We start from the raw sequence: 22032 nt of genomic DNA on the forward strand, positions 1-22032 counted from the left end.
TCGGACGCACGCATATGCGCCTCCTGAAACTCGTCCCCGACAACACCAACATCGGCTTCGTGCGGCTGCGCCACTGGGCGTTCGGGCTGACGGCGCTGCTCACCGTCCTCGCCTGCGCGGCGGTGGGGGTGAAGGGCCTCAACATGGGCGTCGATTTCGTCGGCGGCCTGATGATCGAGGCCAAGTTCCCGAAGCCGGCCGAGCTGGACAAGGTGCGCGGAACGGTCGATCGGCTGGGCGTGGGCGAAGGTTCGCTCCAGCAGTTCGGCGACCCCAACACCGTCTCGATCCGCCTGCCGCTGCCCGCCAGCAACGACGAGGGCGCCACCAATGCGGTGGTGAAGAAGGTGCAGACCGCCATCGCCGCCGAAAACCCCGGCGTCACCTTCCCGCGCTACGACACCGTCTCGGGCAAGGTCTCGGGCGAGCTGATCCAGACCGGCGTGCTGGCGGTGATGCTGGCGGTGATCGGCATCGCGATTTTCTCGTGGCTGCGCTACGAATGGCAATTCGGCGTCTCCACCTTCGTCGCGATCATGCACGACGTGCTGATGACGCTCGGTTTCTTCGCGATCACCCAGCTCGAGTTCGACCTCAACATCGTCGCCGCCGTGCTGACGATCGTGGGCTATTCGATCAACGACAAGATGGTGATCGACGATCGCATCCGCGAGAATATGCGCAAATATCGCCAGATGGACATGCGCGGCCTGATCGATCTCTCGGTCAACGAGACGCTGCCGCGCACCGTCATGACGTCGGTCACGGTGATGCTGGCGCTGGCGGCGCTGCTGATCTGGGGCGGTCACGTGCTGCGCGGCTTCACTTCCGCCATGATGTTGGGCATCGTCGTCGGCACCTATTCGTCGATCTACGTCTCGTCCTCGCTCTTGATCTCGCTCGGCCTGAAGCCTCAGGCGATGGACAAGACCGCCAAGAAGGCGCCGGGCAAGATGTCGGGCGCCGAACGGGTCGGCCCCAAGAACTGATGCCGCGCTACGAGCGCGACGAGGCGCCCAACGGCCCGGTCGTCACCGGCTTCACCGCCGGCGGCGGCTTCAAGGTGCGCGATACGGTGTATGAGGCCGGTCTATTGCTGACGCCGGATACGGCGATCGGCTGGGCGCCCGGTGCGCTCGACACGCTGGCGCCGGGCGATCTCGGCCCGCTGCTGGCGCTCGATCCGCTGCCGGAGTTCATCCTGCTCGGCACGGGCAGCGCCCTGCGCCGCCCGTCGCCCGCCTTCACCGCCGCGATCGAGGCGCAGGGCATCGGCCTGGAAATCATGGACAGCCGCGCCGCCGCCCGCGCGTGGGGCCTGCTGCGCGGCGAGGGGCGCTGGATCGGCGCGGCGTTGCTGCCGCTGGTTTGAACTCTGCCGGCGCCTGGACCTGAAGGACGATAGGAGCCACCGGCGAGTCCCTGAACGAACCGAACCGGCATCCGCTTGCAATCCGCCCAACCTTGTCGCAGCATCACGACATCAATCCGGGGGGATTTGCGTGAAAACAAGAGGTTGGCGGCTTGTCGCGATCGCGTCGGCGCTGTTGTGCGCGACTTCTGCGCGAGCCGAATGGTTCGAGGCGAAGTCCGATCATTTTGTGATCTACTCGGAGGGTAAGGAGGAGTCGGTCCGCGCCTTCGCGACCCGGCTGGAGCGGTTTGACAAGGCCATGCGTTACCTGCGCGGCCTGCCGGACGATCCGGTTACGAGGGCCAATCGCGTCACCATTTATGTCGTGGCGGATCGGTTAGCTGTGCAGCGCCTGTGCGCGGGCGGCAGAAAAGGTCCGATAAGCCGCTGCGCCGACGTTGCCGGTTTTTACGGTAACCATGTTGAGGGATCGACCGCATTCACGTCTCGCCAGTCGGCCGATGGCATGTTCGATCTAGACGCCCAGACCGTGCTGTTCCACGAATATACCCATCACTTCATGTTCAGCAATTTTCAGGGCGTGTTTCCCGAATGGCTGGTCGAGGGCTATGCCGAGTTCAATGGCGCGGCCGACTATGACAAGAATGGCGCGATCGGGCTCGGGCGCGTGGCGACCCATCGGCTGTATTCGCTCAAGTCGGGGCAGGCGTCGCTGCCGATCCGCACGTTGCTGTCCCCGGGCAAGAAGCGCCTTAGCCCGGAGCAGCGCGACCTCATCTACGGTCGCGGATGGCTGCTGACCCATTATCTGTCCTTCGAGCCAGGACGATCCGGTCAACTAAACCACTACATTTCCGAGATGCAGAAGGGCAAATCGAGCCTCGATGCCGCGCAGACGGCGTTCGGCGATCTCGACGCGCTCGAACGCGAACTGAACCGCTATATCAGCCGCCGGACGCTCACCTATGTGCGAATCGACGCCAAGGCGTTGCCGATCGGCGACATTCACGTCCGCCCGCTCACGTCCGGCGAGGCGGCGATGATGCCCGTCCGCATGCGATCCGACCGCGGCGTGGACGCTGTGATGGCGCAGGAGGTGGTGGCGCTTGCCCGCAAGGCGGCGGCGCCGTTCCCGGCGGACATAGGAGCGCAGGTGGCGCTGGCCGAGGCGGAATATGACGCGGGCGATGCGGCAGCCACGGAGGCGGCGGCGGATCGAGCGCTGGCCGTCGATCCCGCCAATCGGGATGCCATGCTCTATAAGGGGCGAGCGATGCTCCGCGGCGCGACCATCGATGCCAGTACCGATGAAGCCCGCTGGTCGGCGGCGCGCAAATGGCTGATCAAGGCCAATCGGCTCAACCCGGATGACGCCGTGCCGCTGCTGTTCTTCTACAATAGCTATATTCTTCAGCGGAAAGCGCCGCCGCCGAGCGCGCTCGACGGGCTCGAGCATGTCGTGGCGACTGCACCGCAGATCAGCGAGGCGCGCGCCTTGCTCGCGCGCCATTATCTCACCGCCGGCCGGCTAGCCGATGCGCGGGTTGTGCTGGAGCCGTTGGCGTTCGATCCGCATGCTTCGGCCGAAAGCATCCCGTCCAAACTCATTGCCTTGATCGACGCGGGCGATGAGGCCGGCGTCCGCAAGCTGGTGGAGGGCAGCCCTTATGGTCTGGATCAACCTGCCACGCCGAAGTCGGAATGAGCGGCCGCACCGCGATCGCCAACCCGATGACACGTCCGTTCTTCCCGCTTCTCCCGCGCCATTTCCTCCGCTAAGACCGCTCTCCTATGCGTAGCCTGTTCCGCCCCGCCGCCCTTCTCGTCGCCGTCGCCCTGCTTGCTCCCCTTGCCGGTTGTGCCGGTGGGTCGGGCAAGAAGAAGGGGGACACGCGCTATGTCGCGCGCGATGTGAACACGCTCTACAATGCCGCGCGCGATCGGCTCGATCGGCGGCAGTATCGCGACGCGGGCGCGCTGTTCGAGGAAGTCGAGCGGCAGCATCCCTATTCGGAATGGGCGCGGCGCGCGCAACTGATGGCGGCTTTCTCCTTCTACATGGGCCGGCAGTATCCCGAATCGATCTCGTCGGCGCAGCGCTTCCTGTCGATCCACCCCGGCAACCGTGACGCGCCTTATGCGCTCTATCTGATCGCGGTCGATTATTACGAGCAGATCGTCGACGTCACGCGCGACCAGAAGATCACCCAGCAGGCGATGGACGCCATGGGCGAACTGATCCGCCGCTATCCGCAGAGCCGCTATGCCGCCGACGCGCGGGTGAAGATCGATCTGATTCGCGATCATCTGGCCGGCAAGGAGATGGAGATCGGCCGCTTCTACGAGCGGCGGCGCGACTGGATCGCGGCGGTGATCCGCTTCCGCAAGGTGACCGAGGATTACGACACCACCACGCACGTGCCCGAGGCGCTGATGCGCCTGACCGAAAGCTATCTGGCGCTCGGCATGCCCGAGGAAGCGCAGAAATCGGCGGCGGTGCTGGGCAGCAACTATCCGGGTTCGGACTGGTATCAGAAGGCGTTCGCCCTGATGCAGAAGAAGACGCCGCGCCTGCCCGACGCCAAGGTGTGATGCGGATGGCGACGGGGCCTGATCCTGTCGCCGCCGCGCCGCCCTCTTCCGTTCCGCCGCACGGGGTGCTCGCATGGCGCTGACCCCCATCCTCTATATCGTCGCGGCGCTCGCGGAGATCGGCGGGTGCTTCGCTTTCTGGGCATGGGCGCGGATGGGGCGGTCGATCGGGTGGCTGGCGCCCGGCCTGCTGTCGCTCGCCTGCTTCGCCTATCTCCTCACCTTCGTGGAAAGCGACGCGGCGGGGCGCGCTTATGCGGCTTATGGTGGCCTCTACATCGCCTGCGCGCTGGCGTGGCTGTGGGCGGTGGAGGGGATCGCACCCGATCGATGGGACGTGATCGGCGCGCTCGTCTGCCTGGTGGGCGCAGCGATCATCCTGTGGGGGCCACGCGGCGGATAGGTTGTCGTTTGGCGGGCAGCCGCTAAGGCCGGCGCGATGAGCGAAGCCCCTTCCTATGACGCGATCATCCTCGGCGCGGGGGCGGCCGGGCTGATGTGCGCGGCAGTCGCCGGGCAGGGCGGGCGGCGGGTGCTGCTGGTCGATCATACCGATCAGGCGGGGAAGAAGATCCTCATTTCCGGCGGTGGGCGATGCAACTTCACCAACATCCACACCGCGCCCGACCGCTATCTTTCGGCCAATCCGCATTTCGCCAAGTCGGCGCTGGGGCGATACCGGCCACAGGATTTCCTCGATCTGGTCGAGGCTTATGGCATCGCCTGGCACGAAAAGACGCTGGGGCAATTGTTCTGCGACGGATCGGCGAAGCAGATCGTGGCGATGCTGCTGGAGGAATGCGCGAAGGGCGGGGTGGAGCTGGCGCTGGGCCGCCCGGTCGGCGCGGTGGAGCATGGCGACGGCCTGTATCGGGTGGCGGTCGGCGATCAGGTGGTGCGGGCGGCGGCGCTGGTGATCGCGACGGGCGGGCCTTCAATCCCCAAGATGGGCGCGACGGGCTTCGCCTACGATCTGGCGCGGCGCTTCGGGCTGAAGGTGGTCGAGCCGCGCCCGGCGCTGGTGCCGTTGACGCTGGGCGGCAACGAGATCCTGTTCCGGGAGCTTTCGGGTGTGTCGGCCGAAGTGGTGGCCAAGGCGAGCAAGACCGGCTTTCGCGAGGCGGCGCTGTTCACCCATCGCGGGCTTTCCGGGCCGGCGATCCTCCAAATCAGTTCCTACTGGCGGCACGGCGAGCCGGTCGCGATCGATTTCCTGCCGGATCGTGCGGCGGGGTGGCTGCGCGAGGCCAAGCGAGCCAAGCCCCGCGGGACGGTGCGGCGGGTGCTGGGCGAGGCGCTGCCCGAGCGGCTGGCAGAGACGCTGGCGGAGCGGCTGGGGCTGGAAGGCGAACTGGCCGCGCAGACCGACCGCAAGCTGGAGGAGGCCGAGCGAACGCTGGCCGGCTGGCGCTTCCACCCCAACGGCACCGAGGGTTTCGCCAAGGCGGAGGTGACGATCGGCGGGATTTCGACGGCCGATCTGTCGTCGCAGACGATGGAGGCGCGGCGGGTGCCGGGGCTGTATGCGATCGGCGAGGCGGTGGACGTGACGGGGTGGCTGGGGGGCTATAATTTCCAGTGGGCCTGGGCGAGCGGCTGGGCGGCCGGGCAGGCGCTGTAAGGGTCTACAGCTGACGGACCATGTATCGGGCGTCAGGGCCGTAGCTTCGGAGCTTGGTGGTCAGGTCCGGGCTTTCGACCACCGCGAAGCCGTGGCGCTGCCAGAAGGGCACCGAACCGTTGACCGAGACCAGCGCGATCCGCGCATGGCCGGTCGCGCGGGCCATCAGGGTATCGATCGCCGGCCGGGTCAGGCCGTGGCCGATGGCTTCGGGCGCCAGCGCGAGGTCGTGGAGGTAGAGGGTGTCGCAGCCGGCCGGGAGGGCGCCGATCAGCGTATCGAGCGGCGGGATTTCGCCGAACGGCCAAGGGTAGGCGATCAGATACCCCCGCGCAGGTTTCTCATCATCCGCCAGCGCCAGGCAGGTCGTGGGGCTCAGCGCCAGCCGCTCGGCGAAGCAGGCGCGGCTTTCGGGATGATCGGGGAAGGCGGTGGCGGCGACGGCGACGACCGCGTCGAGGTCGCCGTCCGTCATCGGCCGCCAGTGGCGCCCGCTCAAATGTCCTGCGCCAGCCGCCCGTAGAGATCGGGGCGGCGATCGCGGAAGAAGCCGAAGGCGGCGCGGTGGCGCTTGACCACGTCGATATCGAGCGTGGCGACCAGCACGCCGGTCTCCTCCGCGCCGAATTCCGCCAGCAGGTCGCCGCGCTCGTCGCAGATGAAGCTGTGGCCATAGAAACGCTGGCCATGTTCGGTGCCGATGCGGTTGGCGGCGACGACGGGCACGACGTTGGACACGGCATGGCCGATCATCGCCCGGCGCCACAGCCGCGACGTATCGAGCGTCGGGTCGTGCGGCTCGGTGCCGATGGCGGTGGGGTAGAACAGCACCTCAGCGCCCATCAGCATCATCGCGCGGGCCGTTTCGGGATACCATTGATCCCAGCATACGCCAACGCCGAGCGGCACGGGGCCGTCCCACACCTTGAAGCCGGTGTTGCCGGGGCGGAAGTAGAATTTCTCCTCATAGCCGGGGCCGTCGGGGATGTGGCTCTTGCGATAGACACCGGCGACCTTGCCGTCCGGCCCGATCATGGCGAGGCTGTTGTAATGGTGCGGCCCGTCCGCCTCGAAGAAGCTGGTCGGGATATGCACTTGAAGCTCGGCGGCGAGCTTCCGCATCGCCAGCACCGCCTTGTGGCTGCCGACCGGCCGGGCGGTGGCGAACAGGCCCTCGTCCTCGACCCGGCAGAAATAGGGGCCTTCGAACAGCTCGGGCGGCAGGATCACCTGCGCGCCCTTGCCCGCCGCCTCGCGCACCAGATCGGTGACGGCGGCGATATTGGTGTCGATATCGTCGGTGAAGGCCAGCTGGAGCGCGGCGACGGTGATCTCGGTCATGGTCCTCGGTTCCTTACGTCCGTCCGTTCATTCCACAAGCCGTCCATCCCGAGCGAAGCCGAGGGACGCGCAGGGCCGAGCGAAGCCGAGGTCCGTGTTGCGGGGCACCGCGTCTTGGCTGCACTCGATGCTTCGGGTCCCTCGACTGCGCTCGGGATGGACGGATATCTTGGGTCGGAAGCTAATTATGCAATGATCGGCATCTGCTGGCTGATGCAGTGGAAGCTGCCCCCGCCGGTCAGGATATGGTCGGCGCGCAGGCCCACCGCCTTGCGATCGGGGAAGAGCGCCTGGATCGCCGCGACCGCCGCCTCGTCGTTGGCGGCGCCATAGACGGGCACGACCACGGCGGCGTTGCCGATGTAGAAGTTCATGTAGCTCGCCGGGATCGCCTCCGGCCCTTCGCCCTGATCGTCCTCGATCAGGCCGGGGGAGGGGATGGGGACGACCTCGATCCCCGCCGCCCGCGCGCGTTCGGCGGCTTCGGCATAGATGGCGGAATTGGGATCGTCGTCGCCCGCCGGCACGGGGATGGCGAGGCGGTTGGGGCCGACGAAGCGGGCGAGATTGTCGACATGGCCGTCGGTGTGATCGTTGGCGAGGCCCTCGCCCAGCCACAGCACGCGCGGCAGGCCGAGGTCGTTCGCCAGATGCGCCTCAATGTCGGCATGGCTGAGGTCGGGGTTGCGATTGGGGTTGAGCAGGCATTGCTCGGTCGTGACAACCAGCCCCGTGCCGTCGCCGTCGATCGCGCCGCCTTCCAGCACCCAATCGTGGCGCACCGCATTATAGCCCGCCGAATGGGCGAGGCGGCCGGCCAAGGTCTCGTCGCCCGCCAGCCGATATTTGTCGCCCCACCAGTTGAAGCGGAAGCAGGCGGTGCCGCCGTCGCCGGTGACGATCGGCCCGGTGTCGCGCAGCCAGATGTCGCCGAAGGGCTCGACGATCACCTCGATGCCGCCGTCCGTCAGCCCCAGCGCCGCATCGCGCGAAGCATCGTCGGCGGCGACGAGGATCACCCGCTCGCCGGCGCCATCCTGCCGCACCGCCTTGGCGAAGGCGACGACCTCGGCGCGGGCGGGCGCCAGATCCTCCTCCCACAATTCGGGGTGGCTCGGGAAGCCGATCCAGACCGCGTCGTGCGGCGCCCATTCGGGGGGAGGGGTAAGCGTCACTTGGTCATCCTGCTCTTGTCGCGGATCGCGCGGAATTCGTCCTTAGGGAACCAGTTGGGCCAGGCCTTGCCGTCCGCCAGTTCGTGGCCGACCGCGTAATACAGCTCCAGATCCTGCACCGCGCCGGACCAGTCCCACCTGGGATCATATTCATCCTTGGGGCCATGATAACGCTTGGCGGTGTAATCGGCTGCGAGCGCCTTGCCGCGCTCCGGCCCGCCTTCGACCAGATCGACGCCCGCCTTGGCATCGAGCATCGGCACGCCGAGCTTGGCGAAGCTGAAGTGATCGGAGCGGTAATAGCTGCCCTTCTCGGGCGTGCTCTCGCGGCTGATGGTGCGGCCCTGCGCCTTGGCGGCGCGGGCGACCATGTCGTCCAGCTCGGACTTGCCGAGGCCCACGACGGTCACGTCGCGCGACACGCCGTTGACGTTGAGCCCGTCCATATTCACCCCGCCGACGGTGTTCTTCAGCGGATAGAGCGGGTTCTCGGCATAATAAGCCGATCCCAGCAGCCCGGATTCCTCGGCGGTGACCGCGACGAAGACCTGGCTGCGCGCGGCCGGCCCCTCCTTGGCGGCGGCCTCCGCGATGGCGATCAGACCCGCCACGCCCGAGGCATTGTCGAGCGCGCCGTTGCAGATGCCGTCCCCCTCGACCGGCTCGCAACGGCCGAGATGGTCCCAATGCGCGGTGTAGAGGACATAGTCGCCCGGCGCGGTCTTGCCGGGCAGGATGCCGACCACATTCCTCGACGCTTGGCGCCGCACCTTCACGTCGAAGCCGGTGCTGGCCTTCAGCCCCAGCGGCACGGCCTTGAAGCCTTTCTGTGCGGCAGCGGTGACGAGCTGGTCGTAATCCTTGCCGGCGGCGGCGAACAGGCGATGGGCGGCATCGTTGGTGATCCAGCCGATCGCCTTGGATTCACCCATGTGATTGTCCTTGGCGTCGATCTCCAGCTGCGGCCCCGACCAGGAGGAGACGACCACGCCGAACGGATAGGCCGCCGGCTCGGTATCGTGGACGATCAGCACGGCGGCGGCGCCCTGCCGCGCGGCTTCCTCGTACTTGTAGGTCCAGCGGCCGTAATAGGTCATCGCCCGGCCGCCGAACGGGCCATCGAGGCTCATCGTCTTCCAGTCGGGATCGTTGATGAGGACGATCACCGTCTTGCCCTTCACATCGAGCCCGGCATAATCGTTCCAGCCCTTCTCGGGGGCGTTGATGCCGTAGCCGACGAACACGACGTCCGAACCGGCGATGTCGATGCGCGGCGTCACCTGGCGGGTGCTGAGCACCATGTCGGTCTTGTAGGCGAATTCCAGCGGGGTCGCGCCGCCCGCGATCTTCATCGTCACCTTGGGGTCCACGGTGGTCTCGACCAGCGGCACCGGCTGGAACCAGCCGCCCCTGGCGCCCGGCTTGAGCCCCGCCTTGGCGAAGCGATCGGCGATATAGGCCACCGTCTTCTCCTCGCCCGGCGTGGTCGGTGCGCGGCCCTCATAGGCATCGGACGATAACGTCTGTGTGACGGTCCTGAGCGTCTCGACCGAAATGGCGGGCGCCGCCAGCGTGGTTCCGGCGAGGAGCGAGGCGGCGGCAGCGGCGAGGAGGGCGCGCGTCATGGGCTGATATCCCTTCAAGGAAGAAGCTGACGCCTCTTGGCCCAGTGCGGGGCGGGGAGCAATGGCGGGGCAGGCGCGCGAGGAGCTCTCCGGCAGATTGCACCGTTTCGGTGTTATCCCGCGCTATCCGGTTGATCCGATCGGTTCCGTGGGCTTGAAACGGCACGAGGCATAAAATCCGGGGGGATCATGCGTTCCGTAATTTCTGTTGTTTTGACGTGCCTTGCATCGACCGGCGCACTGGCTGCGGATGGCGACGCGGCGAAGATTGCGGCGTTGTTCGGTGCGCGGCCAAGCGTCAGCGCCATGAAGATTTCGGCGGATGGGACACGCATCGCCTATATCGCGCCGGGTGCCGGGCCGAGCACGGCTTTGGTGATCGGCAACCTTGCCGACGGCAGCGAGAAGCCGGTCATGCGGATGGACGGCAATCCGTTCGTGCTGCGGAGCTGCGGCTGGTCGGGCATCAACCGGCTGGTGTGCCGCAGTGACGCGGTCGATCGCGTAGCCGGAATGCTCGTTCCACTCAGCCGTCTTGTGGCGCTCGACGCCGATGGCGCCAACGTGAAATCGCTCAGCCAGCGGACGATGGCCGGCGAGACGCTGGGGCTCAACCAGTTCGATGGCAATGTGATCGACTGGCTGCGCGGCGATGACGATACCGTGCTGACGACCCGCAACGTGGTGGCGCAGCAGCAGACCGGCTATCTGATCGATCGCGGCCGCGAAGGGATGGGCGTCGTGCGGCAGGATACGCGCACGCTCAAGATCACGCAGGTCGAGGCGCCGCTGGCGAGCGTCGCCGGCTATATCAGCGACGGGCTGGGCAAGGTGCGGATCCGCTGGATCGAGCGGCGCAATTCGGGCGGCAAGCTGGATGGCATCACCGTCGTCCAATATCGCACCGCCGCCTCCGACACCTGGAAGGCGTTCAGTGAGATCAGCGACGGTAAGCCGGGCATGGTGCCGCTCGCCGTCGATCCCAGTCTCGACGTCGCCTATGCGCTCCAGAAGCTGGACGGTCGCGATGCGCTCTATCGGGTCAAGCTGGACGGATCGCTGGCGGCGGAACTGGTCCATGCCGATCCGGCGGTCGATGTCGACAATATCGTCACCATCGGGCGCGGCGGGCGTGTGATCGGCGTGACCTTCGTAACCGACAAGCGCGAGGTCATTTATTTCGATCCCGATTACAAACGGCTTCAGGCCGGGCTCGCCAAGGCAATCCCTAACCTGCCGCTGATCGATTTCGTGAGCGCCAGCGCCGACGAGAAGAAACTGATCCTCCATGCCGGCAGCGACATCGATCCGGGCCGCTACTATCTCTACGACCGAACCACGCGCCAACTGGCCGAGTTGATGCCTGTCCGGCCCGAACTGCGTGGTCTCTCCCTGGCGCCAATGCAGTCGGTCAGCTTCAAGGCGGCCGACGGCACGAGTATCCCGGCCTACCTCACCCTGCCGCCGGGCAAGACCAGCATGAAGGGCCTGCCCGCGATCGTCATGCCACACGGTGGGCCGGGCTCGCGTGATGAATGGGGCTTTGGCGACGTGGGCTGGTTCTCGCAGTTTTTCGCCCAGCGCGGTTTCGCGGTGTTGCAGCCGCAGTTCCGAGGATCGACCGGTTATGGCGACAATTGGATGGTCGGCAATGGCTTCCGGGGCTGGCGCAAGGCGATCGGTGACGTGAACGACGGTGGGCGCTGGCTGCTGTCGCAGGGCGTCGAAGCGGGCAAGCTGGCGATCGTCGGCTGGTCCTACGGCGGCTATGCGGCGCTCCAGTCGAACGTGCTGGACCCGGATCTGTTCAAGGCTGTGGTGTCGGTGGCTCCGGTCACCGATCTCGATCTGATGAAGACCACCGCCGACCAATATACCAACAGTGCGCTGGTCGCCCGCTTCCTCGGCTCGGGCGCGCTGGCGCAGGAGGCGTCGCCGGCGCGGCACGCCGACGCCTTCAAGGCGCCGGTGCTGATGTTCCATGGCGACAAGGATCTGAATGTCGATATCAATCAGGCGAGAGCCATGAACCAGGCGCTCAAGGCGGCGGGCAAATCCACGTCGCTGATCGTCTATCGCGAACTGGACCATTATCTCGACGACAGTGCGATCCGCACCGATTTGTTGACCCGATCGGATGAGTTCCTTCGCAAGTCGCTGGGGCTTTGACCGCACAACGAGAACGGGCGGCCACCACTCGGTGACCGCCCGCCTTCAGCCCTGCACCGCGATCAGAGGGCGACCACGCCGCCGTCGTTCTTGGTGATGGCGATCGTCGCCGAGCGGGGGCGGATGCCGGTCGCGGTGCCGGTCTGGCTGTTGGGCCAGTTGCTGCTCGGCGCAGCGGGGGTGCCGTTCTCGCCGGGGTGCTGGATGTTGACGAACAGGGTGCGGCCGTCCGGCGTCGAATCCACGCCGGTGATCTCGCACTCCTTCGGCCCCACCAGGAAGCGGCGGAGCGTGGTGCCCGGCGCGCGGCCGGCGCGGGCCGTCTGCGTGCCGCTGGTCGCGCCGATCGTGTTGGTGATGGTGCGCGTGGCGCCGTCGCCCACACTGCCCGGCATCGCCGCCAGCATCATGCAGTTGGTGACGTCGGTATAGGCGCCGTCGTCGGTCTGGAGCCACATCACCGGGGTGACGAGGCCGGAGGGGTTGGTGGCGCGGCCGAACCACAGGCCGTCCGGGCTGGAGAAGTCGTTGGTGGCGTCCAGACCCGACAGGTTGATGTTGGCGGCGCTGAGATCGGCGCCCGACCCGAAGGCGTAGATATCCCAGGTGAAGCCGGTCGCTTCGGTCGTGTCGCCGGTCTCGCGCAGGCGGATGATGTGGCCGTTGGGGTTGCCGCTGGTCGAGGTGCCGTTGGTCTTGGGATCGGTATAGGCGCGCGGGTTGGCGGCGTCGGTGCCGGCCACGGTGCGCGAGCTGTTGTTGGTGAGGGTGCAATAGACCTCGCCGGTGGCGGGGTTCACCGCCGTCCACTCGGGCCGGTCCATCTTGGTCGCGCCGACGATGTCGCTGGCGATGCGGCAATGGGTCAGCACGTCCGCCTGGTCGGTGAAGGCGTAGGTGGCGTTGGTCGCGGTCAGGCCGTTCTGGCCGAACACCAGCGGCACCCAGGTGCCGGTGCCGTCCGCGTTGAAGCGGGCGACGTAGAGCGTGCCGGCATCGAGATATTTGTCGCCGATGGCGAGGCGATCGGTCGCGGTGGCGTCGGCGGCCGCCCAGGTCTGGGTCGAGACGAACTTGTAGATATATTCGTTCTGCGCGTCGTCGCCCATGTAGAAGGCGGGGCGGACCCCGGCGATGCGGCGGCCGGGCCAGCAGCCCTCGTGGTTCATGCGGCCGAGCGCGGTGCGCTTGCGCGGCGTGGCGGCGGCGTCATAGGGGTCGATCTCGACCACCCAGCCGAGCTGGTTGCACTCGTTGCGATAGTCGCCCGTGCCATCGGCCGGGGCGGCGGCGTTGGTGGTGATGTTGAACTTGGCGAAGTCCGCGCTGGAGCTGTTGACCGTCGCCCAGCCGTAATTGCCGGTGCGCACGCCCAGGCCGTAGCGCGTCATGGCGACATTCTGCTTGGCGGTGCGCAGCGCCGTATCGGCGGCGTCGCGGCGGAAGTAGCCGGCCCAATTCTCCTCGCACGTCAGATAGGTGCCCCAGGGCATGGTGCCGTTGGCGCAATTGTTGATCGTGCCGCGCCCGGCCACGCCGGTCGGCGAATAGACCGTACGGAGCAAGGCGTTGCCGCGCACCGGGCCGGAGAAGCTGGTCGGGGTGAGCGGGGTGATGCGGCGGTTGAGCGCGCCCGACTGGACGTAGCTCCACGCGCCGGCCGACGAGCGGACGACCTCGATCACGGCGACGCCATGCGCCTCGATCTCCTTGCGGGCTTCGCCCTCGGGGCGGGCGCCGCCCACCGTCGTCGGGCCGTTCGGGTGGAGGTACTGCTGGTTGATATTCTCGTGGTTCATCACGAGCACGCCGCGCGTCGAGCTGTTGTCGTCGCGGGTGGTGCCGGTCGCGGCCAGGCCGAAGAAGGACATGCCGTCATGATGATCGCCGCCGCGCGCGCCGAAATTGGTGTCGCTGCCGTCGTTGGCATAGGCCGGGGTGGCGGCATTGATCGGGTCGCCGGTGCGGTACAGCACGGAGATGCTGTAGCCCTCGGGCACGATCACCGTGTCGCCGAGGCTCTTGGCGACGGCGGTGAAGCCGAGCGCGGCCGGGGTGATCGAGGTGGTGACGTCGGTGGTGGTGACGCGGGCGCCGTCGTCGGTCGCGGTGAAGCGGAAGCCGAGCGTGGTGGCGGCGGTGACGCTGGGCGCCACGAAGCGCGCGACGAGGCCGCTGGCATTCTCGAGCGTGACGGTGGGGCCGGACGTCTGCGTCCAGCTCTGCGAGGTGATCGTGCCGTCGGCGTCGGTCGCGGTGCCGGTCAAGGTCACGATATTACCCGAGCGCGCCGTGGTGGTGGCGTTGCCGGTGACGGTGGGCGATGTGCCGAAGGGGCCGCCGAAGCTGGCGTCGCCGCCGCACGCCGAGAGCAGCCCGCCGGCGAAGAACACGCTGGCCGCCGTCAGGCCGCCCGACAGCATCTCGCGGCGCGAACGGCCCTGCGAAATGATGTCGTGGATCGTCGGGTTGGACGAGCGGTTGGTGTCGGTGTCGCCATCGGAATAACCGATGGCGGGAATCTTGCTGGTCATGGAGATACCCCCTGTTTTGGTCTGGGGGCGGACTAGCGACGGTTCGCGACGGTTTCGTTCAACTTGCGTAACGGATTGGTGGCGTCGTGATGACGGTGATGTGACAGGATGCCCGTTCGTGATACGAAAAGGGCGGCCCCGTCGCCGGAGCCGCCCTTCATGTTCGTTGCGATTTCGCCGCAGGATCAGCGCGAGTAGAACTCGACGACCAGGTTCGGCTCCATCTTCACCGGATAGGGCACTTCGTCGAGCGTGGGCACGCGGACAAAGGTTACCTTGGCCGCGCCGTCGGGGGCGACATATTCGGGGATGTCACGCTCGGACAGGCCCTGCGCTTCCATCACCAGCGCCATTTCCTGCGCCTTGGCGCCCAGCGAGATTTCCTCGCCGACGTTGATGCGGCGCGACGCGATGTTGCACTTCACGCCGTTCACGCGGATATGGCCGTGCGACACGAGCTGGCGGGCGGCGAAGATCGTCGGCGCGAACTTGGCGCGATAGACGATGGCGTCCAGGCGGCGCTCGAGCAGGCCGATCAGGTTCTGCGACGTGTCGCCCTTCATCCGGGCGGCCTCGACGTAGGACTTCTTGAACTGCTTCTCGGTGACGTCGCCGTAATAGCCCTTCAGCTTCTGCTTCGCCTTGAGCTGGAGGCCATAGTCCGAGGTCTTGCCCTTGCGGCGCTGGCCGTGCTGGCCTGGGCCGTACTCGCGCTTGTTCACCGGGGACTTCGGACGGCCCCAGATGTTCTCGCCCATGCGGCGATCGAGCTTATACTTGGCGCTATGGCGCTTCGACATAGGTCTTCCTTCAATTGCGTTGTGCCGCCCTTGCGGACTGCGATATGCCTGGGGCCGCGCTACGATCTTCTCTCGAGAGGGAAGTGCAGGGCCACCGCTTCACCAGACGTGCGGGGCCAATTGCGAGCGGCGCGCCTAGACGAGCGGCCTGCCTGAGTCAAGCACGCGGCGGGCGCGGCCGATCGAGATTGGAGAGGACGCCGCGCAGGGTGCGCACCTCCAGCGCGTTCCAGCCGGGCTTGGTGAGCAGGGTGCGCAGCGTCCGCCGGGTCACCGCCGCGCGGTGGGGCGGGAAGAAGTAATTGCTGTCGACCAGCATCCGGTCGAGCTGGGCGATCATCCCGTCCAGCTCCTCCTGAGGCGCCGGCGGATCGATTTCGGTCGTGGGCGGCGAGGCCAGCGCCACGCCTTTCGACCATTCATATGCCACCAGGATCACCGCCTGCGCCAGATTGAGGCTGCCGAATTCCGGGTTGATCGGCACCGTCAGGATCGCGCGGGCGATCGCCACGTCGTCGGTCTCCAGCCCCGACCGCTCCGGCCCGAACAGGATCGCCGTGCGCCCGGCGGTCGCGTGGATCGCGCGCGCGGCCTCCTCCGGCGTCACCACCGGCTTGGTCACCCCGCGCTTGCGGACGGTGGTGGCGTAGACATGGGTGCAATCGGCGATGGCGTCGGCGACGCTGTCATAGACCTGCGCCCGTTCCAGCACGATATCCGCGCCGCTCGCGGCCGGCCCCGCCTGCGGATTGGGCCACCCGTCACGCGGCGCCACCAGCCGCATCTCGACGAGCCCGAAATTGAGCATCGCACGGGCCGCCTTGCCGATGTTTTCGCCGAGCTGGGGGCGGACGAGGACGATGACGGGGGGGGGGGCGAGGCCCCCGGCGGAATTTTCCATGACCAGATCCATTCTGCCGGCCCGCCTACCGGGGACGGACAGGGAAGGAAAGGCACGCACTGCCTTCTCCATGACAAACTATTGCCTTTGAGGCCCTCGCTCCGTCCTGTACCATTCCGCCGACACGGGGCGGGGGCAGAGTGATGGCGACGATCGCGGGGAATGGCGCGGACGCGGGCGGGCTGACACCGGAGGCGACCGGCGTCGCGCGCGAGCCGGATGGGGCGCCGCGCATCGGCGGGCTGGATGTGCTGCGCGGCATCGCCATCCTCGGCATCCTGTTCATGAACATCAACGACATGGGCGGATCGATCCTCGCCTCGTTCGGCGACATCCGCCATCTCGGCTGGAACAAGGCCGATCAGGTCGCGTGGTGGCTGCGCCAGGTGATCGCCAACGGCACCGCGCGCTGCATGCTGGAAATGCTGTTCGGCTGCGGCATGATGATCCTCACCGATCGCGCCGCGCTGGCCGCCGGCAAGTGGAAGGTGATGGGGCGCTATTATCTGCGCAACCTCATCCTGTTCCTGTTCGGGCTGGTGCACGTCTTCATCCTGCTGTGGCCGGGCGACATCCTTCACACCTACGGGCTGGCGGCGCTGGTCGCCTTCCTGTTCCGCCGGCTGAAGTGGGGCTGGCTGCTCGCGATCGGCCTCAGCATGGCGGTGTTCCAGGCGGGCGGCGGCAGTTACGACATTTACAGCGCGCAGCAGCGCATAGCGATGCAGGCCGAATATAAGGCGCGGCAGGCGGCGGGGCAGACGCTCACCAAGGACGAGACCGCCAAGCTCAAGAAGGCCGACGAACGCACCGCCAAGCGCAAGAAGCGAAAGGCCGACGAGGCGGTCAAGATGGCCGCCGAGGACAAGGCGCGTTCGGCCGCGACCGGCGATTTCCTCAGCTGGGCCAAGTCCGCGATCGGCTTCTTCACCTGGATGGAGGGCAAGGGCCTCGAGATATTCTTCATCTGGGAGGCCGCCGGCACGATGCTGATCGGCGCGGCCCTGTTCAAGCTCGGCATCCCGCAGGGCAAGAGGTCGCCGCGCTTCTACCTGGGCATGATGGCGATCGGCTATGTCGTCGGCTTCGGCCTGCGCATCGCCGACGCCTTCGCGCAGACCCGCTTCGACGATTATCCCTATCTGATCTTCGCCTGGTCCGAACCGGCGCGGCTGGCGACGACGCTCGGCCATATCGGTGCGGTCTATGTGCTGCTGGCGACGGCGCGCGGGGCGGCGCTGCTCAAGCCCTTCGCGGCGGCGGGGCGGACGGCGCTGACGGTCTATATCTGTCAGACGCTCATCTGCCTGTGGGTGCTGTACCCGCCCTTCGCGCTGGGCCTCTACGGCCAACAGGGCTGGATGGCGCTGATGCTGACCGCGCTTGCGGTCAACGCGATGCTGCTGTGGGGCGCCAACATCTGGGTGCGCCATTACGACATCGCGCCGGTGGAATGGGCGTGGCGATCGATCGTGGCGGGGCGGCCGCTGCCGTGGAAGAAGGCCGCCGCCTGATCGATTTTCCAGGCTGCGCCTCCGATATGGCTGGAGCCGCTTATCTGGCGGCCGCCGCCCCGATGATCGGCAGGCAATCGAGCGCGGCGCCCGCCGCCGCCGCGCAGATGGCGATGGCCTCGTCGCGATTCTCGACCGGGCCGATCCGCACCCGCACCAGGGTCTTGCCCGGCACCGGCTGATAGACCGGGGTGAAGCGCGCGACGCTCTCCAGCCGCTTGACGATCTTGTCCCACGCCGTGCGCGCCGCCGCGTCACCCGAATAGGCGCCGAGCTGGATCTGCCACGGCCGGTCGTCCACCGGCACCATCGCCGCTTTGCGCAGCGCGATCCTGGGTTCGGCCGGCGGGGTGGCGGCGGCGAGGGCGGTGCGGCTCTTGCCCGCCTCCCAATCGGCCAGCGCCACGCGATACGCCTCATAGGCGCGGTAATGATCGTCGAACGGCTTTTGCAGCCGCGCCATGGCGGTGGGCACGAACGCCGCGAAGGCCTTGGGATCGGCCGCCACCGCTTCCTTCATCACCGCCCCGGCCGTCGCGCAGAAAGCGGGCTGGGCAGGGGGCTGAGCGTAGAAATTATAGACCTGGGTGATGTGGCGATCGGCATCGGCGGGCTTCTTGAAACCGCCGGTCTCGCTCTTGTATGCCGACGCCAGCGCCGCCTTGTGTCGGGCGAGGAGCTGGTTGTATCCCGCCGCCAGCCCGGCGGTGCCGGCGCGGTCGCAACTGAGCGCCGCGACGTTGAGCGCCGATCGCAGATGCCACGCCGCCTCGCCCTCGGCGATGTCGCTGTTGATCGTGCGATAGCCGCCCTTGCCGTCCGCCTCCGGGATCGCGGCCTTTTCGGGCGCGCCGTTGGGCGGCACCGGCCGGGTCGCGGCGGGCGGGGGAGGGGGCGGTGTCGCTGTCTCGGGCCGCTCGCCTTTCTTCGCGCAGGCGGCGAGCAAGGCGAGGGTCAAGAGGGCGCTGCCCGACAAGACGGGGGCGAAAGTCCGGCGCATGGTGATATCCCCCTGAAGCAGTCGGGGCCACGATAGCGGCGCCTCCGCGCTTGGTCGATGCGGCGCGGCGCGTATAAGCGGCGGCGTGTCGAACGCGCGCGCGATCATGTTGCAGGGGACCGGCTCGGACGTCGGCAAATCGGTGCTGGTGGCGGGCCTGTGCCGCGCGCTCGCCAATCGCGGGCTGCGGGTGCGGCCGTTCAAGCCGCAGAATATGTCCAACAATGCCGCCGTCACGGTGGATGGCGGCGAGATCGGCCGCGCGCAGGCGTTGCAGGCCATCGCCTGCCGGGTCGAGCCGCACAGCGACATGAACCCGGTGCTCCTGAAGCCGCAGGCCGACATGACCTCGCAATTGATCGTCCATGGCAAGGTGCGCGGCACGCTCGGCACCGGCAATTTCCGCCAGGCGCGCGGCGCGCTGATGACGGAGGTGCTGGAGAGTTTCGAGCGGCTCAGGGCGGAGGCCGACATCGTCGTCGTCGAGGGCGCCGGCTCGCCCGCCGAGATCAACCTGCGGGCCGGCGACATCGCCAACATGGGCTTCGCCCGCGCCGCGAACGTGCCGGTCGTGCTGATCGGCGATATCGATCGTGGCGGGGTGATCGCGGCGATCGTCGGCACGAAAACGGTGATCGATCCGGCCGACGCGGCGATGATCCGCGGCTTCCTCATCAACAAGTTTCGCGGCGACATCCGCCTGTTCACCGACGGCTACGACCAGATCGCGGCTTTGTCGGGCTGGCGCGGCTTCGGCGTGGTGCCGTGGCTGACGGCCGCCGTGCGCCTGCCCAGTGAGGATGCGGTAGTGCTGGAACGGCGGCGGGCAGGGGCGGCGGCGCGGATCGTGATCGCCTGCCCGATCCTGCCACGCATCTCCAACTTCGACGATCTCGATCCGATGAAGCTGGAGCCCGACGTCGAACTCCGCATGATCCCGCCCGGCACCCCGATCCCGGCCGAGGCCGCCCTGATCGTCCTGCCTGGATCGAAAGCGACGATCGCCGATCTCGCCGCGATGCGCGCCGAGGGCTGGGACATCGACATCCGCGCGCACCATCGGCGTGGGCGCGCGATCCTGGGACTATGCGGCGGCTATCAGATGCTGGGGCGGCGGGTGGCCGATCCGCTCGGGATCGAGGGCGCGCCGGCCGATGTGGCGGGGCTGGGGCTGCTCGATGTGGAGACCATTCTCGGCCCGGCCAAGGCGTTGCGATCGGTGGAGGGCGTTGCCCTCGGCGCGCGCTTCACGGGCTATGAGATGCACATGGGCGAGACGGCGGGGCCGGATGCCGCCCGCCCGCTGACCCTGATCGATGGCGACCGACCCGATGGCGCGGTCAGCGCCGACGGCGTCGTGATGGGCAGCTATGTCCACGGGCTGTTGGGCGAATCGGGTGTGCGGCACAAGCTGCTGGCGCGGTTCGGGGTGGAGGGCGGCGGCCGCGACTATCGCGCCTCGGTCGATGCCGCGCTGGACGACATCGCGGCCGTGCTTGAGGCGCATGTCGATATCGACGGGCTGATCGCGCTCAGCCGCCGGCCTTAGCCTTTACCCAAAGGGCTTCCTTTTCCTCCAGCGACAGGCGGGCGAACGCATCGCCGGCGATGGCCTCTATCACCCGGAAGCGGCGCTCGAATTTCGCGGTCGCCGCGCGTAGAGCCACTTCAGGGTCGATCTTCAGATGGCGTGCCCAGTTGACGACCGCGAACAGCAGGTCCCCGATCTCCTCGACACGGTCTGCATCGGTGACGGCGTCGGCGACCTCGGCCAGTTCCTCGTCGATCTTGGCGCGAGCGCCGGTGGCGTCGGGCCAGTCGAAGCCAACCCGCGCCGCGCGTTTCTGGATCTTCTCGGCGCGCATCAGCGCGGGCAAGGCGAGGGCGACGCCGCCGATGGCCGATGGATCGGGCTCCTTCTCCGCGCGCTCGGCGGCCTTGATGACCTCCCATTGGGCATGGCCGCTCTCGCGCGGATCGCTGCCGAAGACATGGGGGTGGCGGCGCTCCATCTTGTCGGAAATGGCATCCACCACGTCGCCGATCGCGAAGGCGCCGGCTTCTTCGGCCATCCGCGCGTGAAACACGACCTGGAGCAGCAGATCGCCCAATTCGTCCTTCAGCGCCGCCATGTCGCCGCGCACGCAGGCGTCGGCGACCTCATAGGCTTCCTCGATCGTGTAGGGGGCGATCGTATCGAAGGTCTGTTCGATATCCCACGGGCAGCCGCTGGCGGGATCGCGCAGCTGCGCCATGATCGAGACGATACGGTCCATGCGGCGATCCTTCGCGAAGAGCTTCGCCGGGGCTTTAGGAACCGTGCCGCGCGGCGACAAGCGGCCGCCCGTCAGTGGCGCGCAAATCCGCCGGGGCTGAGGGTCAGGCGGCGCAGATCGGCACCGAGCGGCAGGAAGCTGGACTGGACGCCGTCGCTCAGCCGCGGATAGCGCGGCCCGGCCTGTTCGTTGCGCCAGCTGGCGTTCAGTATCAGGAAGTTGAAGATCAGCTCGTCGGCCAGCACCTGCCGGCGGGTCGCATCGTACCCGGCCACGGGCGTGAGCGCGATGCCGCGCGCGACCTGATCGCGGACGGCGGCGGCCGTGGCGGGCGGGGGCAGATCGGCTTTGTTGGCGATCACCCAGGCCATCACCCAGTAGGCCGCCATCGTATCGGTCAGGTCGTCGCCGCGCAGGCGATAGCCTTTGGTCACATCGGCGAAGGCGCGACCGAACTCCATCTTCTCGATCACGGGGCGATATTCGGCGACGGCCTCGGGCTGGCGCCGGGCGAGCGCGGCGAGGATGTTGCGGCGGGCCGTGTCCGAAGCCTGGGGATCACGGGCGAAGCTGGTGTCGGTAGGCTTCGTGTTACGCGGCGCCGTCATCGCCGAGCCGAACAGCGAGGCGGAATGCGGATCGGTCGCGCGGGGCGTGGCGGCGGCGGACGCGGGCCGGCCTTGCTCCTTGCGCAATACTTCGAGGCCGATCTCGCGGGTGATGACGTCGTTGCCGATCGACGCCGCGATATCGATCGTCGGCACGGCCCAGCCGGAACCATAATCCTGCGCGTGAGCGGTCGTCGTGGCGAGCAGCAGCAGCGGGAGGGCGAAGCGGGTGCGGGGCATGGCGAGGTCTCCGATCCGTTCAACGGAGAACGGCCCGCAGCGCCATCCGATCCCGATCGGTCAAAGTCTGATAATATATATTATGTAAAGTCGATATCTCTATCTGCGGAGCATTACGGCGATGGCGGCGCCGATCGCGAAGATCGCGATCCAGATCGCCGCCAGCTTCGCGGCGTTCGGCAACGGCAGCCGCCGCGCCAGCAAGGCGCTCGCCGGCAGGATCAGCATCAGCGCGATCATCGCGGCGCTGGCGGCCTGATC

20 protein-coding genes are annotated in these 22032 nt (G+C 67.6%); 10 read left to right on the plus strand and 10 right to left on the minus strand.

What is annotated here, in order from left to right; translation table 11 throughout:
- The first annotated feature begins 14 nt into the window (after window positions 1–14).
- The 6 genes from secF to PQ455_RS07145 all read left to right on the plus strand — a co-directional run bounded on the left by secF (window position 15) and on the right by PQ455_RS07145 (window position 5588).
- Window positions 15–989 carry a protein translocase subunit SecF gene (secF, locus tag PQ455_RS07120; protein ID WP_273690459.1) on the plus strand — a complete coding sequence of 325 codons (975 nt, stop codon included), beginning with the start codon at window positions 15–17 and terminating at the stop codon, window positions 987–989.
- Entirely contained in the window at window positions 989–1372 is a 384-nt protein-coding gene (locus PQ455_RS07125) for an MTH938/NDUFAF3 family protein (RefSeq protein WP_273690461.1), read from the plus strand. Before secF ends, PQ455_RS07125 begins: the two co-directional genes overlap by 1 nt.
- Before the next feature lie 130 nt (window positions 1373–1502).
- Complete coding sequence (locus PQ455_RS07130; protein ID WP_273690462.1) at window positions 1503–3080, plus strand: tetratricopeptide repeat protein; 1578 nt, start codon at window positions 1503–1505, stop codon at window positions 3078–3080.
- An 86-nt stretch (window positions 3081–3166) separates the two neighbouring features.
- Entirely contained in the window at window positions 3167–3967 is an 801-nt protein-coding gene (locus PQ455_RS07135) for an outer membrane protein assembly factor BamD (protein ID WP_273690463.1), read from the plus strand.
- 73 nt (window positions 3968–4040) lie between these two features.
- Window positions 4041–4370 carry a YnfA family protein gene (locus PQ455_RS07140; RefSeq protein ID WP_273690465.1) on the plus strand — a complete coding sequence of 110 codons (330 nt, stop codon included), beginning with the start codon at window positions 4041–4043 and terminating at the stop codon, window positions 4368–4370.
- A 36-nt stretch (window positions 4371–4406) separates the two neighbouring features.
- A complete protein-coding gene (locus tag PQ455_RS07145; protein WP_273690467.1) occupies window positions 4407–5588 on the plus strand; it encodes a BaiN/RdsA family NAD(P)/FAD-dependent oxidoreductase in 1182 nt (393 codons plus the stop codon).
- A 4-nt stretch (window positions 5589–5592) separates the two neighbouring features.
- Here the strand turns inward: PQ455_RS07145 and PQ455_RS07150 are convergent, their stop codons facing one another.
- The 4 genes from PQ455_RS07150 to PQ455_RS07165 form a co-directional block, all read right to left on the minus strand.
- Window positions 5593–6063: a GNAT family N-acetyltransferase gene (locus tag PQ455_RS07150; RefSeq protein WP_273690468.1), complete on the minus strand. Its 471-nt coding sequence runs from the start codon at window positions 6061–6063 to the stop codon at window positions 5593–5595.
- Between the two features lie 20 nt (window positions 6064–6083).
- A complete protein-coding gene (gene aguB / locus PQ455_RS07155) occupies window positions 6084–6929 on the minus strand; it encodes an N-carbamoylputrescine amidase (protein WP_273690470.1) in 846 nt (281 codons plus the stop codon).
- 185 nt (window positions 6930–7114) lie between these two features.
- The gene (locus tag PQ455_RS07160; protein WP_273690471.1) at window positions 7115–8104 is read right to left on the minus strand and encodes an agmatine deiminase family protein; all 990 of its coding nucleotides are present in this window, start codon (window positions 8102–8104) and stop codon (window positions 7115–7117) included.
- Window positions 8101–9729 carry a M28 family metallopeptidase gene (locus PQ455_RS07165; RefSeq protein ID WP_273690473.1) on the minus strand — a complete coding sequence of 543 codons (1629 nt, stop codon included), beginning with the start codon at window positions 9727–9729 and terminating at the stop codon, window positions 8101–8103. The genes PQ455_RS07160 and PQ455_RS07165 overlap by 4 nt, the downstream gene beginning before the upstream one ends.
- 306 nt (window positions 9730–10035) lie before the next feature.
- Here PQ455_RS07165 and PQ455_RS07170 point away from each other — a divergent pair, with 306 nt between their 5' ends.
- Window positions 10036–11898 (plus strand): alpha/beta hydrolase family protein, encoded by a 1863-nt coding sequence (locus PQ455_RS07170; protein WP_273690474.1) that lies wholly within the window; start codon window positions 10036–10038, stop codon window positions 11896–11898.
- A 62-nt stretch (window positions 11899–11960) separates the two neighbouring features.
- On the opposite strand, the gene PQ455_RS07175 is transcribed toward PQ455_RS07170, so the two are convergent.
- The 3 genes from PQ455_RS07175 to PQ455_RS07185 form a co-directional block, all read right to left on the minus strand.
- Window positions 11961–14432, minus strand: a complete 2472-nt coding sequence (locus tag PQ455_RS07175) for a PhoX family protein (RefSeq protein WP_273690475.1) — start codon at window positions 14430–14432, stop codon at window positions 11961–11963.
- Between the two features lie 185 nt (window positions 14433–14617).
- Window positions 14618–15232: a 30S ribosomal protein S4 gene (rpsD, locus tag PQ455_RS07180; protein WP_273690477.1), complete on the minus strand. Its 615-nt coding sequence runs from the start codon at window positions 15230–15232 to the stop codon at window positions 14618–14620.
- Window positions 15233–15389: 157 nt separating this feature from the next.
- On the minus strand, window positions 15390–16133 hold the full coding sequence (locus tag PQ455_RS07185) for an RNA methyltransferase (protein WP_273690478.1): 744 nt from the start codon (window positions 16131–16133) through the stop codon (window positions 15390–15392).
- A 143-nt stretch (window positions 16134–16276) separates the two neighbouring features.
- On the opposite strand from PQ455_RS07185, the gene PQ455_RS07190 reads away from it, so the two are divergent.
- Window positions 16277–17647, plus strand: a complete 1371-nt coding sequence (locus PQ455_RS07190; RefSeq protein WP_273690481.1) for a DUF418 domain-containing protein — start codon at window positions 16277–16279, stop codon at window positions 17645–17647.
- A gap of 40 nt (window positions 17648–17687) precedes the next feature.
- Here PQ455_RS07190 and PQ455_RS07195 read toward each other — a convergent pair whose 3' ends face one another.
- Entirely contained in the window at window positions 17688–18647 is a 960-nt protein-coding gene (locus PQ455_RS07195) for an SPOR domain-containing protein (RefSeq protein WP_273690482.1), read from the minus strand.
- A gap of 106 nt (window positions 18648–18753) precedes the next feature.
- Here PQ455_RS07195 and PQ455_RS07200 point away from each other — a divergent pair, with 106 nt between their 5' ends.
- Entirely contained in the window at window positions 18754–20196 is a 1443-nt protein-coding gene (locus tag PQ455_RS07200) for a cobyric acid synthase (RefSeq protein ID WP_273691290.1), read from the plus strand.
- Here PQ455_RS07200 and mazG read toward each other — a convergent pair.
- Both mazG and PQ455_RS07210 read right to left on the minus strand, forming a co-directional pair.
- Window positions 20180–20923 carry a nucleoside triphosphate pyrophosphohydrolase gene (gene mazG, locus PQ455_RS07205; RefSeq protein WP_273690483.1) on the minus strand — a complete coding sequence of 248 codons (744 nt, stop codon included), beginning with the start codon at window positions 20921–20923 and terminating at the stop codon, window positions 20180–20182. The genes PQ455_RS07200 and mazG overlap by 17 nt on opposite strands.
- Window positions 20924–20994: 71 nt before the next feature.
- On the minus strand, window positions 20995–21771 hold the full coding sequence (locus PQ455_RS07210; protein WP_273690485.1) for a hypothetical protein: 777 nt from the start codon (window positions 21769–21771) through the stop codon (window positions 20995–20997).
- A 121-nt stretch (window positions 21772–21892) separates the two neighbouring features.
- Between PQ455_RS07210 and PQ455_RS07215 the strand changes: the two genes are divergently transcribed.
- Window positions 21893–22030: a hypothetical protein gene (locus tag PQ455_RS07215; protein WP_273690487.1), complete on the plus strand. Its 138-nt coding sequence runs from the start codon at window positions 21893–21895 to the stop codon at window positions 22028–22030.
- Window positions 22031–22032 lie beyond the last annotated feature (2 nt).

Origin of the sequence: Sphingomonas naphthae (assembly GCF_028607085.1) — a bacterium.
GTDB classification, from domain to species: Bacteria; Pseudomonadota; Alphaproteobacteria; order Sphingomonadales; family Sphingomonadaceae; genus Sphingomonas_Q; species Sphingomonas_Q naphthae.

Coding starts and splice junctions, on each gene's coding strand:
- PQ455_RS07145 (WP_273690467.1), top strand. CDS start 4,407: ATGAGCGAAGCCCCTTCCTATGACGCGATCATCCTCGGCGCGGGGGCG.
- PQ455_RS07190 (WP_273690481.1), top strand. CDS start 16,277: ATGGCGACGATCGCGGGGAATGGCGCGGACGCGGGCGGGCTGACACCG.
- PQ455_RS07165 (WP_273690473.1), bottom strand. CDS start 9,729: ATGACGCGCGCCCTCCTCGCCGCTGCCGCCGCCTCGCTCCTCGCCGGA.
- aguB (WP_273690470.1), bottom strand. CDS start 6,929: ATGACCGAGATCACCGTCGCCGCGCTCCAGCTGGCCTTCACCGACGAT.
- PQ455_RS07210 (WP_273690485.1), bottom strand. CDS start 21,771: ATGCCCCGCACCCGCTTCGCCCTCCCGCTGCTGCTGCTCGCCACGACG.
- PQ455_RS07175 (WP_273690475.1), bottom strand. CDS start 14,432: ATGACCAGCAAGATTCCCGCCATCGGTTATTCCGATGGCGACACCGAC.
- mazG (WP_273690483.1), bottom strand. CDS start 20,923: ATGGACCGTATCGTCTCGATCATGGCGCAGCTGCGCGATCCCGCCAGC.
- PQ455_RS07195 (WP_273690482.1), bottom strand. CDS start 18,647: ATGCGCCGGACTTTCGCCCCCGTCTTGTCGGGCAGCGCCCTCTTGACC.
- PQ455_RS07200 (WP_273691290.1), top strand. CDS start 18,754: ATGTTGCAGGGGACCGGCTCGGACGTCGGCAAATCGGTGCTGGTGGCG.
- secF (WP_273690459.1), top strand. CDS start 15: ATGCGCCTCCTGAAACTCGTCCCCGACAACACCAACATCGGCTTCGTG.
- PQ455_RS07215 (WP_273690487.1), top strand. CDS start 21,893: ATGGCGGCGCCGATCGCGAAGATCGCGATCCAGATCGCCGCCAGCTTC.
- PQ455_RS07170 (WP_273690474.1), top strand. CDS start 10,036: ATGAAGATTTCGGCGGATGGGACACGCATCGCCTATATCGCGCCGGGT.
- rpsD (WP_273690477.1), bottom strand. CDS start 15,232: ATGTCGAAGCGCCATAGCGCCAAGTATAAGCTCGATCGCCGCATGGGC.
- PQ455_RS07140 (WP_273690465.1), top strand. CDS start 4,041: ATGGCGCTGACCCCCATCCTCTATATCGTCGCGGCGCTCGCGGAGATC.
- PQ455_RS07185 (WP_273690478.1), bottom strand. CDS start 16,133: ATGGAAAATTCCGCCGGGGGCCTCGCCCCCCCCCCCGTCATCGTCCTC.
- PQ455_RS07150 (WP_273690468.1), bottom strand. CDS start 6,063: ATGACGGACGGCGACCTCGACGCGGTCGTCGCCGTCGCCGCCACCGCC.
- PQ455_RS07135 (WP_273690463.1), top strand. CDS start 3,167: ATGCGTAGCCTGTTCCGCCCCGCCGCCCTTCTCGTCGCCGTCGCCCTG.
- PQ455_RS07125 (WP_273690461.1), top strand. CDS start 989: ATGCCGCGCTACGAGCGCGACGAGGCGCCCAACGGCCCGGTCGTCACC.